Here is a 17,023-nt window from a genome sequence, read left to right as displayed (position 1 = left end):
GTTAGATTAAGGGGGCAGCCCCCTTAGTCTTTATTAGGTGTTCGTTGCTATACCTTTACCTTTACCTTTACTTTTGAATGCTGCTGAGCTTGTTGTCTCTAAAGTTAAACCTTTAGTTTCTGGAGCCATAAATACAGAGATAATTAAACCAAATAATGAAATAGCTGCCCCCACTAATAATGTTGGAGAAATACCATAATTCGCCATGAAAATCGGTAGTGCATAGGTTGAAATAATGGTACCAATTCGACTAAATGACATTACAGCACCGACGGCTGATGCGCGGATCTCTGTTGGAAATAGTTCATTTGGATATAACCATTGTAATATTCCCGGACCGCCAGAAAAGAAGGCATATGTAGCAAAAGCGCCAATAATTAACCAAATGCTAGGATCAGGTACTATCCCTAGTAGTGCTAGAGAAGCAGTCATTATGCCAAAACTGCCAATTAATAATGGTCTGCGGCCTATAGAGTTGAGCCAGTACATAGCCGGAATACAGCCTGCCATGAAGAAGAGGCTGATCACTATATTACCTAAGGCTGCATCCTTGCCATCAGTAAAGCCGAGGAGCTCGATAATTTGTGGGCCAAAAGTATAGATGGCAAACATTGGAATAACTTGGCAGGTCCAAATAAAGCCAATGAATAGAATTCTTTTTAAATAAACTGGCTCGAAAAGTTTACTGTATTTAGTTTGCTCTGCAGATTCATGTGCTATATCAACATTAGGACCAAAGTACTTTTCCATTGTCTCTTTACATTCTTTAATACGACCTTTTTTTAGCAGCCATCTTGGTGACTCTGGAAGATGAAATCTGCCAAGAAGTATTATTAGACAAGGAATTAATGCGCTGCCAAACATCCAGCGCCAACCGTCTTCTACATCGTATAATAGGTAGCCAACCATGTTTGCTGCTGTAGCTCCGACGTACCACATTGCAGCAATAAAGCCCATTGTATAGGCTCGCTTTTTAGTTGGTGAGAATTCGGCAACCATTGATGTCGCAATAGGGTAGTCTGCACCTATAACAATACCTATCAAAAAACGCATAACTACTAGTTCAATAGGTGAGGAGATGAACATGGTTGCAAAGGAGAGTACTGCGATAGCAATGATATCTATCATGAACATCAATTTTCGGCCAAATATATCGGCTACATAACCGAATAATGCTGTACCGATAAAGAGCCCGGCTAACGTAGCAGCTCCAACTAATCCGATCCATTGTGCATCTAACTCTAGGGCAGGTGTTAGTTGTTGAAGTGCTAGGCCAATTATTACTAATACATACCCATCTAAAAAAGGTCCACCACTACCCCAAAGCATTATTTTTTTGTGCAATGGAGTAAACTCCATATCATCAAAGTTAGTTCTTGGTTTCATACGAATTACCACCAAATTATTAGAGACTTATGGTTTATTTATTATATGGAGGTGCCAGCTCCATTTTGTACGTTTTATAAACTTAAATTTAATAGTACTCGGTAAAATTATTAAAACGGTGACTTAAATGGTGTTTTTTTATATTTTTTAATAAAGGTTTTACATTTGTGAAGTAGCAACAAATATATGTTTTTTAAATACGACTAAAGGGTCGGAATATATATCCCAACCCTAAATTATATTAAGTTAATTATGTTTTTTATCCGTAGCGATATTCTATGCCGAATGTACCTCTAGGGTATTCCCACTTTTCTAAAATGGTTTCACCGCAGAGAAATTTACATGTACCACATTCTAAGCATCCCGCTGAATCGAATCTTATTGTTCCGTCATCTTCTAATTTATAAAGCCCTGCAGGACAAGCATTAACAAGTTTACGATATTCATTTAGGTCAGGGTTATCTTTTAGGATAATGTGCGCATGCCCCTCATCCACATGAAACTTGTTAGCTCCAAGTTTTACATCGACATTAACTACTTTATTCATATTGAAGTGACTCCTTTAAACCCATCTTTTATTAGATTCATGTAGCCGACTTCTTTACAGTGCTTCATGAGAGTTTTTCTAATAGGCTGAGATGGACTGCCATCCACAGTGAACATACTTTGCATGATGTCAGCAACCATTTTAGGGTATTGATTAAAAATGCGTGGGTTCTCCATGAACTTAGGTAACTCTTTGTACAAGTTAAGATCTTTCATGATGAAACTATCTTCTAATAATGTTTGATAAGAAGACAAACCTTGGGCACTGAAATCATTTTTCTCGCGCGCAGCAAGTACAGCTTTTGCTGCAGCTTCACCCGAAGCGATAGCTAGATCCATGCCGCGGACTGTGTAGCCGATATTCAAGCAAAAGCCTGCAGCATCACCGGTAATTAATACGCCATCATCAACCAGTTTCGGCACCATATGAATACCAGCTTCAGGTACTACATGACCTGAATATTCAATCAACTTGCCACCTTCGATAAGAGGTTTAATCATGGTGTGGTTTTTAAAGTCTTCAAGCATTTGCGGTACAGTTTTATTTGAACTTCCAATATCATGTAAACCACAAACGATGCCTAATGAAACTGAGCTTTTGTTAGTATAAATGAAGCCTCCTCCCATTAAGCCATTGGCGGGAGAGCCTGCAAATAACCAAGCACAACCTTCATCGTCATTAAGGTTAAAACGATCTCGAATAACTTGTTCTGGTAGCTCTATTAACTCCTTTGCTCCAACAGCCATAGCATCAGATTTAACACGTTTAACCATTCCTAGTTGCTCTCCAAGAACTGGATTAACGCCTTCAGCTAAAATCACTGATTTGGCTGTTAGCTCATCACCATCAGCTTTCACGCCGATGACTTTGCCATCTTGGACTAAGATTTCATCAACCCGAATACCACTGATAAATTGAGCGCCAACTTCTTCAGCTTTACCCATTAACCACTGATCAAAGTCGCCTCTTAATAGGGTGTAAGATTCTTCAATTGCAGTTTGCTCTCGACCGTTGTGGTAATCGAGAGTGACGCCAGTATCGTCGGTTAGAAAGGTCACTTTTTCTTTAGTTACCTTTCTTTCTATTGGCGCTTCTTTAGCAAAACCAGGGATAATTCTTTCTAAACTGTGGCTATATAAACGGCCTCCAGTCATATTCTTGCTACCAGCATAGTTGCCGCGTTCAATAACTAGAACGTCTGCGCCTTCTTTCGCAAGAACATATGCAGCAACACTGCCTGCAAGCCCCGCTCCTACGATGATCGCGTCAAATGATTCTTCTGACATACTCGTCACTCTCTACATATATTTGGCTAGTCGCCTCTCTAATTTAAAGCGGGAGGCGATTGAAATAACGATATAAATTGTTTTTCAGTTAAGCTTTTAAAGCGCTAATAAGTGCTGGCATGACTTTGTTGATATCACCAACAATACCGTAATCCGCATATTGGAAAATTGGCGCATTTTTATCTTTGTTTACAGCCAAAATTGTCTGAGAACCTAGAGCACCAACCATATGTTGGATTTGACCAGAAATACCTAATGCTAAATAAATTTCTGGTTTTAGCATTACGCCAGATACACCGATGTAGCGCTCGCGTTCCATCCATTTTTCAGTTTCAGCGATAGGTCGAGAACAACCTAGTTCGGCTCCTATAAGTGCAGCTAGTTCATTAGCGACTTGTAGGTTTTCTTGACTACCAATACCACTACCTACACCTATAACGCGTTTAGCTTTGCCCAAGTCAACGCTTTCACCTTGCTTAGCTCGGCGCTCAATACATGTAATACTTGTTGCTGGCTCAATAAAAGCTACGTTTACAGCTTCACCTGTGCGACTAGAATCTGCTGGCAATGCTTCATATACGCCGCTGCTCAACGTTATAATTGCTACTTTGCTATTGATTTTTTCTTCAGCAATAGCTAAACCGCCGTAGGCCATATGCTTAGCGTATACACCGTTTTCAACGTTGATTTCGGTTACATCGTTAACAACACCAGCTTGTAATTGCACGCCTAATTTACTAGCAATGGCTTTGCCGCGTTTAGTAGGAGCTAGTAGGACTAAGCTACTTTCGCTATATTCAGCAATAACTTGTGCAATCGTATGGCTATAGTCTTCAGTAATCTTTTGACTATCTTTTTCACCTAAGTAATACACGTGTGTTGCGCCTAATGTGTAAGCGGCTGTAATTTCAGATTCTGCGCCAATAATAAATGCAGATACTTTTTCACCTAGTGCAGCACCAGCTGCGATCATTTCAGGTAAACGGGAAGCGATATCGCTAAATACCCAAATATTAGATAGTTTGCTCATCATTTATCCTTAATTAGTTAAGTGCTTTACGTAAGTGTTCTGCGAATTCGGCTAACTGCTGCTCATCATCGCCTTCTATGATTAAATTTTGGCGAGCTTTCTGTTTTGGTGCGATAACAGAGGTGAGTTCAACTAATGCTGGAAACTCTGGTAGTTCTAGGTCTGTGGCACCTAAACTCGTGACTGGTTTTTTAGCTGCCGCTAGAATCGTTTTCATCGATGGGATAGTGGGTTCATTAATATCTGCAGATACAGAAATTACGGCAGGTAGTGAAATTTCTAATACTTCTACTTCATCATCTAATGAGCGCTCAACTGTAATCTTGCCTGGCTCTGCGGCGATAATCTTACTGACAGCATTAATATTGGCGATGCCTAGTAGTTCACCTAACTGTAAGCCAACCTGTTGAGCATATAAATCTCCAGAACCATCACCACAGATGATTAAATCAAAACCACTTTTTTGTGCTGCGGCCATCAATACACGTGCTGTCTGATGTGGTAACAGGTGTTCAAATTTCTCGTCTACAACAACTGTTAAGTCATCTGGGCCACGGGAAAGAATATCCTTTCGTGATTTAGGGTTTTCTAACGCCTTACCACCAATACTCATTGCAGTGATACTACAGTCGCCTAAAAGGCTTTTAAGTTGTACGCCAGCTTCTACTGCACAGAGATCGAATGGATTAATTTTAGGTGAGGCTTTATTGGTATCTAAGCTACCATCAGCGGCGATTGAGATATCTTGCTCTTCAGGTACTAACTTATAACACGTAATAATTTTCATTATTTCTCCCGTTAAAATACGAAGTATTTAGAAACCTAATATAAGAATTTGAATGTCATAACTAATTATTAGTTTTGGTATTGTTAAAATGGGTTTTAAATTAATAACGCTTAAAAGTATTAAATTTCAGAAGAGGTTTTTTAACTTTTCTTCTTGGTAACCATTCTAAGTTGAACCAATTATATGGCGATAAATTAACACGCTAATGTTATGTTCGTCACACTTATAGATGGCGTAGAGTTAGTCTTTCTAACAGCTCTATTAGTTTCACTAATATGCCCTTGAAAGTTTATTTTTTAGATTTTTTAATACAGTTATTAGGTAGGCTAATGGTCTTTTTACTTAGGCTAATAAGCTCATTAGTAGAGCTTAAATATACCTGTTAAGTAATTCTAATACGCTTATTAGAATTACAGTTTTCAGGGTTTTTTAGCGTATTTATAAAATTCACCTATTGTTTAAAAGTACTCTAAATTAGTGTTATACATTAAGCGGGCGATGATTAAGCTTTTGATTTTGTGGTTTTATTTTTTATTTTCGGTTGTTGATTTTGTTTGCGTGTTAGCGTCTGTTGATAAGGCCTTTCTAGTTTTTATAAATTAGATTTTATTTTTTCTTACTTGTTTTTAGCCAATTCTAAGCCGTTAAGTTTCTATTTCAAATGAACGTGATAACGATCACTGTATAGCGGAATTCTGGCTGGCATGATTCTTACGCAAATCAGCGGGCTAATTTAAATTTATTAATTGCTTGTATGTGTCCTCTTTTATAAGTAATTAAAATTGTTGTTTGGTGATTGATTAAAATGCTTGGTTATATTTGTTTTTCGACTTTTATTTCTAGGTAATAAAATAATTAGGTAAATACTCAGTTTAAAACTTTAACTATTATCCTCTTAGAATAGAGAGGGAGAAGTATTAATATGAACAATAAAACGATGGATGTAGATGCCAAAGCAGGAAAGAGAAAGGTCACTATTGATCCGATTATCTTTTTTCCTTCATTAATCGCCGTTGTATTGCTTTCTTACTTTACAGTAAGGGACTTAGATGCGGCGAATGTTGCGATTCAAGAAGTATTTCATTACTTGACCCATACATGGGGTTGGGCATTTGAATGGTATATGATTTTCATGGGAGCTGGCTGGGCTTGGTTGACATGGGGCCCATATTCTAACAACCGTTTAGGTCAGGAAAAACCTGAGTTTAGTACAGGAAGTTGGATCTTCCTGATGTTTGCTTCTTGTACCTCGGCCGCGGTGTTGTTTTGGGGCTCTCTGGAAGTTTACTACTATGTAACTTATCCACCTTTCGACCTTGAGCCATTATCTGTTCAGGCTAAAGAGTTAGGGCTTGCGTACAGTTTGTTCCATTGGGGTCCTTTACCTTGGATGGGTTACGGCTTCTTTACTGTGGCACTTGGTTACTTCCTTTTTGTAAAGAAAATGGATGTTGTCCGCCCAAGTGGCACATTAGAACCTGTATTGGGTAAACATCACAAAGGTTTCATCGGTATCTTTATCGATAACGTTTATGTTGTTGCACTAATTCTTGCTATGGGTACCAGTTTAGGTTTGGCAACTCCGCTAGTAACTGAATGTATTCAATGGCTATTCGGTATTCCACGTACCCCTGAAGTTGATACCATAATCATCTCGGCATGGATTATATTTAATGCTATCTGCGTTGCATTTGGTCTAACTAAAGGTGTCAAAATCGCGAGTGACCTACGTAGTTACTTGAGCATCATTATGTTGGTTTGGGTGTTCCTAATTGGTGCAACCAGCTTCACTATCAATTATTTCACTGACTCTATTGGCGTAATGCTAGAGCTACTTCCTCGTATGTTGTTCTATACAGCATCAGTAAGTGAAGGAAGCTTCCCACAAGACTGGACTGTGTTCTACTGGGCTTGGTGGGTAGTGTACGGCATCCAAATGTGTATCTTCTTAGCTAAAATTTCCCGCGGCCGCACTGTACGTGAACTTTGTTTGACTATGGTGGCTGGTTTAACTGCTTCTACCTGGTTCCTATGGACCATTCTAGGTAGTAACACTATGAGCTTGATGAACGAAAACCTTGTCAATATGCCACAGCTGATTGAGCAATATGGTGCGGCGAGAGCGATTATCGAAACATGGGCAGCATTACCTTTCAGCACGATCACAATGTGGGGATTCTTCATTCTATGTTTCCTTGCGACAGTGACTTTAGTTAACGCCTGTTCTTACACCTTGGCTATGTCTACCTGTAAAGGTGCTGACGCCGATAACGAACCACCAGTTTGGGTTCGTGTTGGTTGGTCTGTGCTTGTAGGTGTTATCGGTATCGTACTTTTATCGCTTGGTGGTTTGAAGCCGCTGCAAACGGCAATTATCGCCGGTGGTGCGCCGCTCATCATAGTTAACATCATGATTATCATCTCTTTCTTAAAAGATGCTCGTAAAAATAATTGGAAACCTGTCGGTGAAGAGGCTTAGCCACACCTGGGATCCACAGTTGAAATTTAGAGGAATAAATAATGGATTTTAAATTAACCGACGAACAAGAGCTTTTTGTAGCAGGTATCCGCGACTTAATGGCTAAAGAAAACTGGGAAAACTATTTCGCAGAATGTGATGAAAATAGCCAATATCCAGAGCGTTTTGTGAAAGAACTTGCCGAGATGGGCATCGATAGCTTGTTGTTGCCAGAAGAACATGGCGGATTCAACGAAGGCATGGTCACGCTTGCTGTGATCTGGGAAGAGCTAGGCCGTTTAGGTGCACCGACCTACGTCTTGTATCAACTACCTGGGATTAGCACGATGCTAAGACATGGTAGTCCTGAGCAGATTGATAAGATCATGGCGCTACGTGGTACAGGTAAGCAAATGTGGAACTCGGCGATCACTGAACCAAGTGCTGGCTCTGATGTGGGCAGTTTACTAACCACTTATAAGCGCCGCGATGGCAAGGTGTATTTAACGGGTAGCAAGTGCTTCATTACCAGTGCTGCAGGTGCACCGTACATTGTGGTTATGGCTAAAGATGCAGACTCTGAAACACCAATCTTCAGTGAGTGGTTTGTCGATATGTCAAAGCCTGGCATCAAGATGAGTAAGTTACCAAAGTTAGGCCTAAAAATGGATAGCTGTTGTGAGCTTCAATTCGATGAGTTTGAGTTAGAAGAGTCAGATATTTTCGGTATTGAAGGTAACGGTTTTATGCGCGTTAAAGAGGAGTTCGATTCAGAACGTTTCTTAGTGGCGCTAACTAACTATGGTGCAGCGTACTGTGCATTTGAAGATGCGGCTAAATACGCTAACCAACGTGTTCAATTTGGCGAAGCGATTGGTCGTTTCCAGTTAATCCAAGACAAGTTTGCTCACATGGCTATCAAGCTTAACAGCATGAAAAACATGGTTTATGAAGCGGCTTGGAAGTGTGATAACGGCACAATGACTTCTGGTGACTCGGCAATGTGTAAGTTCTATTGTGCGAATGCGGGCTTTGAAGTGATTGACTCTGCGATGCAAGTGCTTGGTGGTTATGCGATTGCAGGTGAACACCGTATTAGTCGTATGTGGCGCGATATCCGAGTTGACCGTGTTTCTGGTGGCTCAGATGAAATGCAGATCCTGACCTTAGGTCGAGAAGTTTTAAAACGCTATCGCTAATTAACCGTGGTGATTAACAGATTAAGTGCTGAGTTAGTGAGCACTTAGTCTGGGCAGTATTTAGCGTGGGATTTGAGCGCTTATTTTTAATTTTAAGCAGATCGACACTGCTACTCGAATCCCAACGCCTGCTTTTCACTGCAGTAATGCTTGGTAAATCCCAATTATGACTATTGTCTCGGCATAGAGCCGTGATGAGATTTTATTCGAATATTTAGAGAGATGGGTATTATGTCAAATAAATTGTCCACACCTGCGTTTGGTCCTCTTGCTGGTTTAAGAGTGGTGTTTTCTGGTATTGAAATTGCGGGTCCATTTGCGGCACAAATGCTAGCTGAGTGGGGCGCAGAAGTTATTTGGATTGAAAACGTTGCTTATGCTGACACTATCCGCGTACAGCCTAATTACCCTGAACTATCGCGTCGTAACCTTCATGCATTATCACTTAACATCTTTAAAGATGAAGGCCGAGATGCATTTCTTAAGTTAATGGAAACCACAGATATCTTTATTGAGGCGAGCAAAGGTCCCGCGTTTGCGCGTCGTGGTATTACTGATGAAGTTCTATGGGAGCAAAACAAAAAGTTAGTAATCGCTCACTTGTCGGGTTTTGGTCAGTACGGTACTGATGAATACACAAACTTGCCAGCTTACAACACAATTGCTCAAGCATTCAGTGGATACCTGATCCAAAACGGCGATATTGACCAGCCAATGCCTGCCTTCCCATACACGGCGGATTACTTCTCAGGTATGACAGCAACAACTTCAGCGCTAGCGGCTTTATACCGTGTACGTGAAACTGGTGTGGGTGAAAGTATCGACGTTGCAATGTATGAAGTGATGCTGCGAATGGGGCAATACTTCATGATGGATCACTTTAATGGCGGCGAAGTCTGCCCCCGTATGACGAAGGGTAAAGATCCTTACTATGCAGGTTGCGGCCTATATAAGTGTAATGATGGCTATATCGTTATGGAGCTTGTTGGCGGTATGCAGATCGAAGAGATGTTCAAGGATATGAATATCATGCATTTATATGGTGGCGAGGAGGTGCCTCAAGGTACGCAGCTTATCCACCGTATTGAGTGTCCATTCGGTTACCAGATAGAAGATGCATTAGACGAGTACTTAGCGCAAAAGAGCATTGAGGAAGTATTGGCAAGGTTCGCTGAGCTAAATGTTGCTTGTGCAAAAGTGTTGACTATTCCTGAATTAGATAGCAATCCACAATATATTGCGCGTGAATCTATTACTGAATGGAAGAACATTGACGGTAAGACCTACAGAGGTCCGAACGTGATGCCTAAGTTTAAGAATAACCCAGGTCAAATTTGGCGAGGTATGCCAAAGCATGGCATGGATACCGCTGCAATCTTGGAAGATATTGGTTACTCACAAGAGCAAATTGAGAGCTTAAGCGAAAAAGGCTTGGCAAAAGTATCTGAGTGTAAGTGAGGCTAGAAGAATGGATATCGTTGGTAGCAAAACATTAAGATGCATGTGGGAAGAGCGTGCTCGTAAATTTAGTAATAACACAGCGTTGGTTTATGAGGATGCTGCCGGCGATGTCCAAGAGTTTACTTATTGTCAGCTTAATGACGAAATTAACAGAACTGCAAATTTATTTTTAAATTTAGGTATCAATAAAGGAGATAAAGTTGCGGTGCAGTTGTATAACAGTCCACAGTTTATTTTCTGTTGGTTTGGCCTTGCAAAAATAGGAGCGGTTATTGTCCCTATCAATAATCAATATTTATTTTCCGAGAGTCAATTTATTATTAATAAGTGTGATGTTAAAGCTGTCGTTATAGAAGAAGAGTTTCTAGCTATTTATAGCAAGATGAAACAGCAAGTAGGTAACTCAATAAATAATATTTTGGTTACAAGAACCACTAGTGTAGATATATCTGATTCAATGAATTTTGATATTCTTGTTAGCCAACAAAAGACCGAATTAGTAAAACAGGTCACGATTAGTAGTGACGATGTGGCCGAAATATTATTTACCTCCGGGACAACGTCACGGCCAAAAGGAGTTGAGATCACTCATTGTAACTTACAATTTGCTGGCTATTACACTGCGTGGCAAACCTGTTTGAGAAGCGATGATACATACTTAACCATGATGCCGAGTTTTCACATTGATTTTCAATGTAATGCGGCAATGGCAGCCTTTACTGTTGGCGCCAAGTTGGTGATGCTTGAGAAGTACAGTGCACGTAAATTCTGGCAACAAATCTGTGACTATAAAGCTACGCTTACGCATAGTATGCCAATGATTGTTCGTACCCTGATGTTGCAACCAAAAGCAGCCAATGAACAAGATCATTGTCTACGCGACATGTTGTTTTTCTTGCATATATCTGATCAAGAGAAGCTTGATTTTGAAACCCGCTTTAAGGTGCAGTTATTTAACTCTTACGGTATGACAGAAACCTTAGTTGGCCTTATTGGTGATAGCCCTGCAGAGGAGCGTCATTGGCCTTCAATAGGTCGTCCTGGGCTTGGTTATGAAGCCAAAATTGCTGATGAAAATGGTCAAGAACTGGCGGCTAACGCTATTGGTGACCTTTGGGTCAAAGGTGTACCAGGTCGAACCATTATGAAGGGCTATTATCAAGACCAAAAGTCGACAGAAGAAGTATTAAGTACCGATGGTTGGCTATATACCGGCGATAAAGCCTATGTGGATGAAAGTGGTTTATTTTATTTTGTCGATAGAAAGACAAATATGATTAAAAGGTCGGGCGAAAATATTTCAAGCTCTGAAATTGAAAAAGTTTTAATGTCGCATCCGTTTATTTTAGATGCCGCAGTTATTGGTGTGCCTGATTTAATTAGAGATGAAGCAGTTAAAGCATTTGTAATATTTAATGAGGGTGTATCTTTAAGTATCGAACAAATTCTTCAGTTCTGTTCTGAGAATATGGCTAAATTTAAAGTTCCATCTTTTGTTGAAATAAAAAAATCTTTTCCAAGAACCTGTACCTGTAAAGTACAAAAAAAACTTCTGATGTGAAGTTAACTTAATTAGCTTTTTAATAAATGAGTCTGAAGTGGCTCTATATTGGAGTATTAGCATGAGTGAATCATTACACGTTACCCGCAATGGCGCTATTTTAGAAATTACTCTTGATAGACCGAAAGCCAACGCGATTGACGCTAAAACAAGTTTTGAAATGGGTGAGGTCTTTTTAGCATTCCGTGAAGATCCTGAGCTACGTGTGGCGATTATTACTGGTGCAGGTGAGCGTTTCTTCTCAGCCGGTTGGGATTTAAAAGCAGCAGCTGAAGGTGAAGCACCTGATGCTGATTTTGGTCCAGGTGGATTTGCAGGTTTAACTGAAATCTTTGATCTTGATAAACCCGTTATTGCAGCTGTAAACGGTTATGCCTTTGGTGGCGGATTTGAGCTAGCGTTAGCTGCCGATATGATTATCTGCTCTGAAAATGCCAGCTTTGCTTTACCAGAAGCCAAGCTAGGCATCGTACCTGATAGCGGCGGAATGTTGCGCTTACCTAAATTGTTACCACCTGCAATCGTGAATGAATTGATGATGACTGGCCGCGGAATGGGCGCTGAGGAAGCGTTGCGTTGGGGCGTAGTAAATCGTGTGGTTGAAAGTGATCAATTAATGGAAAGTGCTCGTGAGCTTGCACAACAAATTGCTCAAGGTGCCCCTTTAGCTATTGCGGCGATTAAAGAAATCTACCGTGAAACGAGTGAGCTTTCAGTTGAGGATGGTTATCGCCATATACGAGCTGGTGGTCTGAAAAACTACCCATCAGTGTTGCACTCTGAAGATGCGCTAGAAGGACCTTTAGCCTTCTCTGAAAAGCGCGATCCTGTGTGGAAAGGTAGATAGCTTTCTTAGATTTTGACTCTCGATAAAGCCTGATGTTTTTACTGAAATATCAGGCCTTACTTTAACTGTTTGTAGGTAATGAAAGGATTTACAGATGGCGTTGAAATTAGAGATGCAAGGGCAAACCTATGGCCCATTTATTAATGAATATACAGCCAGAGACGTGATGCTATTTGCATTGGGTTGCGGTGCAGGTAGTGATGGCAAAACAGAGCTCGATTATGTGTATGAAAAAAACTTAAAGGTGTTACCTATCTTTGCAGCCACTCAGATCGTTGATGCTGAAGTGACTAAAACCATCGATTACGGCTTTAACTGGGGAGGCTCACTTCACTGGGGATTTGATTTACAGATCCATCAGCCGTTACCTACTAACCCAGGAAAATTGACCACTAAGGTACTGTTGAAAGGGCTATTTGACCGAGGCGAAGGGCGGGGGTGTTTAGCGCAACATATAGGTGAAACGTTCGATGAAGCTGGAGTAAAGCTGTTTACGAATGAAAGCTGGGATTGTGCTTTGTATGATGGTGGGTTTGGCGGACCTAAGGCTCCTATTGATATTGTTGAGATCCCTGAACGCGCTCCAGATTTTGAAGTCGAGCAAGACATTCCATTAAACCAAGCGCTTATCTACCGTTTATCTGGCGATGACCATCCGCAACATGTGGACTGGGAGTATGCGCAGGAGTTTGGTCATCCTAAGCCAAATCTGCACGGTGTGAGTACAGCAGGTGTTGCATGTCGTCATGTTATCCAAGCCATGTTTACTGGTGAGCCGGAACGCCTTACGCGTTTTAAGACTCGGTTAACTAAATCTCTATACCCGGGATGCAGAGTTAAAACTCAGATTTGGAAATGGAGTGAAAACTGTGTGCACTTTAGAGTCATGGATGCAAATGACCCAGAGACTTTTTATCTCAATTTTGGATTAGTTGAGTGGAAGTAAGTCGAAATAGGAGGTGTTTGCCTCCTGTCTAATCAGCACTTAAAGAATTCAGTACTTAGTAATAGTGGTTTTAATGTTTGAGGCGTTATTGCTAAGTGATGAGTCAGTCTAAATTTTTGAGTAATTAGCTTATGCCTTGCTATGAATTTGAAGGGTTAATACCAGTTGTCGACCCAACTGCTTATGTACATCCCGCAGCGGTACTTATAGGTGATGTGATCATAGAGGCAGATGTATATGTTGGGCCTAATGCATCACTGCGTGGAGATTACGGGCGGCTGATATTACAACGTGGCAGTAACCTTCAAGATGGTTGCATTATGCATGGATACTGCGACATGGATACAGTGGTTGAGCCTGATGGACATATTGGACATGGAGCTATTTTACATGGCTGTGTCATTAAGCGTAATGCTTTAGTGGGGATGAATGCCGTCGTTATGGATGGCGCGGTCGTTGGAGAGAATAGCATAGTCGCTGCGATGAGTTTTGTTAAAGCAGGTTTTCAAGGTGAGCCTAAGCAGCTATTGATGGGGCAGCCTGCAAAGCATGTTCGTGATGTAACTGAACAAGATCTGAATTGGAAAAGGCTCAATACTATGGAGTATCAGGCTCTGGTACACCGCTCGGCAAAAAGTATGAGAATAGTTAAACCTCTTACTCAGATTGAAACTGATAGGGCAAGACTAAAAGGTTTGACTGAGGTTCTTTCTCAGTCAAAGTTTACGCAGCTTAGTTGATTAGGTTCCGCCTGAGTGGGCTTTAAGGCTCAAGGTTTAAGAGGGAGTACGACCCCAATAAAGCTTAAATCTGTTAGCGCCTCAGGCGGTACACCTTATTGTGCATTAACAGCAGTTTTAGTATTGATATATAGGGAAAGTTGTATGCCGTTAGATCCAAAAGTTGCGTTGTATTTACAGCAAGTTAGAGAGTGTGGTGCCAAGCCTTATGAGGATATGACACCTGTGGAATCTAGACGCTTAGATATGAATGAGTTGACTAGAGCTAGGGCTGACAGAGTGCTTGAATCAGTTTCCAAGGTTGAACATAGTTTTATTCCCGGTCCTACAGCGGATCTTCCCGTGCGAATTTACCGTCCGACGGTTTGTAATAAAGATGAATTGCAGCCTGCGCTTATCTTTATTCACGGTAGTGGTTGGGTGGTATCTAATATTGAGACTAATGATCATTTTAGTCGGGCGCTTGCGAATCGAACTGGCTCTGTTGTTGTAGCAATTAACTATCAAAAAGCACCGGAACATAAATTTCCGATCCCTATGGATGATTGCTACTCATCAACTTTATGGATCTTTGAGCATGCAGAGTTGCTTGGATTAGATCCTCAACGGATAGGGATTCTAGGTGACAGCGCAGGTGGTAATCTTGCCGCCGCCGTAACGTTGAGGTTGCGCGATGAAAGTGGACCTAAGTTAGCATATCAAGTTTTGGTATATCCAGCTGTCCAATATGGTTGGGAAACGCCATCTGCTCATGCAAATGCTGAAGGTTATCTGCTACAACGTGCAAGTATGAAATATTATTGGAGTCACTATTTGCGAAGTGTAGCCGATGCACAAAATCCTTATTGCTCTCCTTTAAGTGCCAAGAGCCATAGAAGCTTGCCGCCAACTCTTATTTATACCGCTGAGTTTGATCCTTTATGTGATGATGGCTTTCTTTATGCGCAAGCCCTACAACGTGATGGAGTCAAAGTTAAATATCGTTGCTTTAATGGGGTAATCCACGGATTTATAAAAATGTTGGGTGTGTTCGATCAAGCTGATGAATTTCTTGACGAACTTAAGCAAGATTTACTAGAGATCTAAATGTCACCAATGTAATTGAATGCTAGGTGCTGCTCACGAAATAGACAGTTTCGTGAGCTCATTCGAATAATTGTTAACTAGTCCTAGAGAGCCAAGTAATTAGTATCTTTATGTGCTCAGAGTTACATTTTTACTCTAAATCCCTATGTTAATCTCGAGCATCACGCATTTAAACTTCGTATATAAAATATGAATAATAATATCCCTCTAAGGGCATTACAGGTTTTTGAATCATGCGCAAGATTGGAAAGCTGTTCTCTTGCTGCGAATGAGTTATGCATAACTCAAAGTGCCGTTTCACAGCAGATAAAGCAGCTTGAAGATTACTTTTTAGAAAAGTTATTTCACCGTAATGCGGGTAAGATTACGCTGACCGAATCGGGACTAGAGCTTCGACAGCGTTTAGCACCTGTTTTTTATGATTTAAATAGCGTGTGTGCTAGTTTAGTTCCGGATATGTCTAATGAAGTAAGAGTTCATTCATATAATTCTTTGGCTGCTAGATGGTTAGTGCCAAAGATGGCTAAGTTTAGAAAGCAGCATCCCGAATTCAACATCAATGTAGGTATGTTTCAAGATGATGTTGAAATGAGTGACATGCTGGCAGATATTTTTATTATTACTCGCGAATGTCAGGATGGATATACGATAACGCCACTTGTTGAAGAAAAACTGGTGGCGTATTGTAGTCCCGCATACTTAAGTGCACATCCCAATATATCTTTAGCAACTTTTCATGAGCAAACACTACTTTATTCTAAACATAAAGATTATGGGGTCGATTGGGAAGGTTGGTATAGATTTAACAAAGTCGCAGTTGGGCCACTTCAAAGGAAGTTTATTTATAACCATAATATGTTAGCTGTTCAGGCGGCTATTTTTGGCCAAGGTATTGTGCTTGGATTAGAGCAAACGTTACAAATTGAAGTCGACTCTGGGAACTTAATCAAATTAGATTTACCGCATTGTTATACCGGATGGACGTACTCCATTGCCTATAAATCTTCAAGAAAAAGAGATGCCCGTATCATGAAGATCGTAGATTGGATCATTAAAGAGTATGCGGCGACAACTAAGTCGGATTAGAAAGCCCTCATAAAATTAAGGTGTTTGTTAGCTTTAATTTCAACTAGCATAAGTTTTCTGAATGTAATGAAGGAATATGCTAATGATTGAACAAGGCCAACAATTGCCAGCGGGGATTCTCGCTGAATTAACTAAAGATGGTATGCAAAACCATGATGTAGCCGAGCTATTTGCTGGCAAAAAAGTGGTGCTGTTTGCTGTACCTGGCGCTTTTACTCCTACTTGCTCTGAATCGCACTTGCCGGGCTTTGTGGTCTTTGCCGATCAGTTAAAAGCTAAAGGTGTTGATTTAATTGCTTGTGTGTCAGTGAACGATGCATTTGTGATGAAAGCATGGGGCGAGAGTCAAAATACAACTGAATTGATGATGCTTGCCGATGGTGATGCCAGCTTTACTAAAGCCCTCGGCTTAGAAATGGATACTGCAGCCTTTGGTGGTGTACGCTCGCAGCGTTATGCCATGGTGGTGGATAATGGCGTGGTGACAACGCTAAATGTTGAAGCACCAAAATCATTTGAAGTGAGCACTGCTGAAGCGATTTTAGCCACGCTTTAGAGTTGATTTTTACTTCAGGAAAATAACACCTGAATTAAATTTAAAGG

Annotated in this window: 15 protein-coding genes; 10 read left to right on the top strand and 5 right to left on the bottom strand. The window is 40.7% G+C overall.

Annotated elements, in window-relative coordinates:
• Window positions 1-33 precede the first annotated feature (33 nt).
• The 5 genes from L2740_RS06535 to L2740_RS06515 all read right to left on the bottom strand — a co-directional run bounded on the left by L2740_RS06535 (window position 34) and on the right by L2740_RS06515 (window position 5,036).
• Window positions 34-1,386: an MFS transporter gene (locus L2740_RS06535; protein ID WP_248949289.1), complete on the bottom strand. Its 1,353-nt coding sequence runs from the start codon at window positions 1,384-1,386 to the stop codon at window positions 34-36.
• A 259-nt stretch (window positions 1,387-1,645) separates the two neighbouring features.
• Entirely contained in the window at window positions 1,646-1,933 is a 288-nt protein-coding gene (locus L2740_RS06530; RefSeq protein WP_248949288.1) for a ferredoxin family protein, read from the bottom strand.
• Window positions 1,930-3,219 (bottom strand): FAD-dependent oxidoreductase FixC, encoded by a 1,290-nt coding sequence (gene fixC / locus L2740_RS06525; protein ID WP_248949287.1) that lies wholly within the window; start codon window positions 3,217-3,219, stop codon window positions 1,930-1,932. Before fixC ends, L2740_RS06530 begins: the two co-directional genes overlap by 4 nt.
• An 88-nt stretch (window positions 3,220-3,307) precedes the next feature.
• On the bottom strand, window positions 3,308-4,249 hold the full coding sequence (locus L2740_RS06520) for an FAD-binding protein (RefSeq protein ID WP_248949286.1): 942 nt from the start codon (window positions 4,247-4,249) through the stop codon (window positions 3,308-3,310).
• Window positions 4,250-4,262: 13 nt separating this feature from the next.
• Entirely contained in the window at window positions 4,263-5,036 is a 774-nt protein-coding gene (locus L2740_RS06515; protein WP_248949285.1) for an electron transfer flavoprotein FixA, read from the bottom strand.
• 922 nt (window positions 5,037-5,958) lie between these two features.
• Here L2740_RS06515 and caiT point away from each other — a divergent pair.
• The 10 genes from caiT (at window position 5,959) to L2740_RS06465 (ending at window position 16,976) form a co-directional block, all read left to right on the top strand.
• Window positions 5,959-7,515: an L-carnitine/gamma-butyrobetaine antiporter gene (gene caiT / locus L2740_RS06510; RefSeq protein ID WP_248949284.1), complete on the top strand. Its 1,557-nt coding sequence runs from the start codon at window positions 5,959-5,961 to the stop codon at window positions 7,513-7,515.
• Between the two features lie 41 nt (window positions 7,516-7,556).
• A complete protein-coding gene (gene caiA / locus L2740_RS06505; protein ID WP_248470448.1) occupies window positions 7,557-8,693 on the top strand; it encodes a crotonobetainyl-CoA dehydrogenase in 1,137 nt (378 codons plus the stop codon).
• A 231-nt stretch (window positions 8,694-8,924) separates the two neighbouring features.
• Window positions 8,925-10,151: an L-carnitine CoA-transferase gene (gene caiB / locus L2740_RS06500; RefSeq protein WP_248949283.1), complete on the top strand. Its 1,227-nt coding sequence runs from the start codon at window positions 8,925-8,927 to the stop codon at window positions 10,149-10,151.
• Between the two features lie 10 nt (window positions 10,152-10,161).
• Window positions 10,162-11,715, top strand: a complete 1,554-nt coding sequence (caiC, locus tag L2740_RS06495; protein ID WP_248949282.1) for a crotonobetaine/carnitine-CoA ligase — start codon at window positions 10,162-10,164, stop codon at window positions 11,713-11,715.
• 61 nt (window positions 11,716-11,776) lie between these two features.
• On the top strand, window positions 11,777-12,562 hold the full coding sequence (gene caiD / locus L2740_RS06490) for a crotonobetainyl-CoA hydratase (RefSeq protein ID WP_248949281.1): 786 nt from the start codon (window positions 11,777-11,779) through the stop codon (window positions 12,560-12,562).
• Window positions 12,563-12,656: 94 nt separating this feature from the next.
• Window positions 12,657-13,508: a MaoC/PaaZ C-terminal domain-containing protein gene (locus L2740_RS06485; protein WP_248949280.1), complete on the top strand. Its 852-nt coding sequence runs from the start codon at window positions 12,657-12,659 to the stop codon at window positions 13,506-13,508.
• Window positions 13,509-13,639: 131 nt separating this feature from the next.
• Window positions 13,640-14,248 carry a carnitine operon protein CaiE gene (gene caiE / locus L2740_RS06480; protein ID WP_248949279.1) on the top strand — a complete coding sequence of 203 codons (609 nt, stop codon included), beginning with the start codon at window positions 13,640-13,642 and terminating at the stop codon, window positions 14,246-14,248.
• 144 nt (window positions 14,249-14,392) lie between these two features.
• Window positions 14,393-15,334: an alpha/beta hydrolase gene (locus L2740_RS06475; RefSeq protein ID WP_248949278.1), complete on the top strand. Its 942-nt coding sequence runs from the start codon at window positions 14,393-14,395 to the stop codon at window positions 15,332-15,334.
• 189 nt (window positions 15,335-15,523) lie between these two features.
• Window positions 15,524-16,420, top strand: coding sequence for a LysR substrate-binding domain-containing protein (locus L2740_RS06470; RefSeq protein ID WP_248949277.1), 897 nt, complete (start codon window positions 15,524-15,526; stop codon window positions 16,418-16,420).
• Between the two features lie 82 nt (window positions 16,421-16,502).
• On the top strand, window positions 16,503-16,976 hold the full coding sequence (locus tag L2740_RS06465) for a peroxiredoxin (RefSeq protein ID WP_248949276.1): 474 nt from the start codon (window positions 16,503-16,505) through the stop codon (window positions 16,974-16,976).
• Window positions 16,977-17,023 lie beyond the last annotated feature (47 nt).

This window comes from Shewanella pneumatophori (genome assembly GCF_023283895.1).
In the GTDB taxonomy this organism is placed as follows: Bacteria; Pseudomonadota; Gammaproteobacteria; order Enterobacterales; family Shewanellaceae; genus Shewanella; species Shewanella pneumatophori.
Note: the sequence above shows the minus strand (reverse complement) of the source record. Positions and strands in the feature narration are given on the sequence as shown.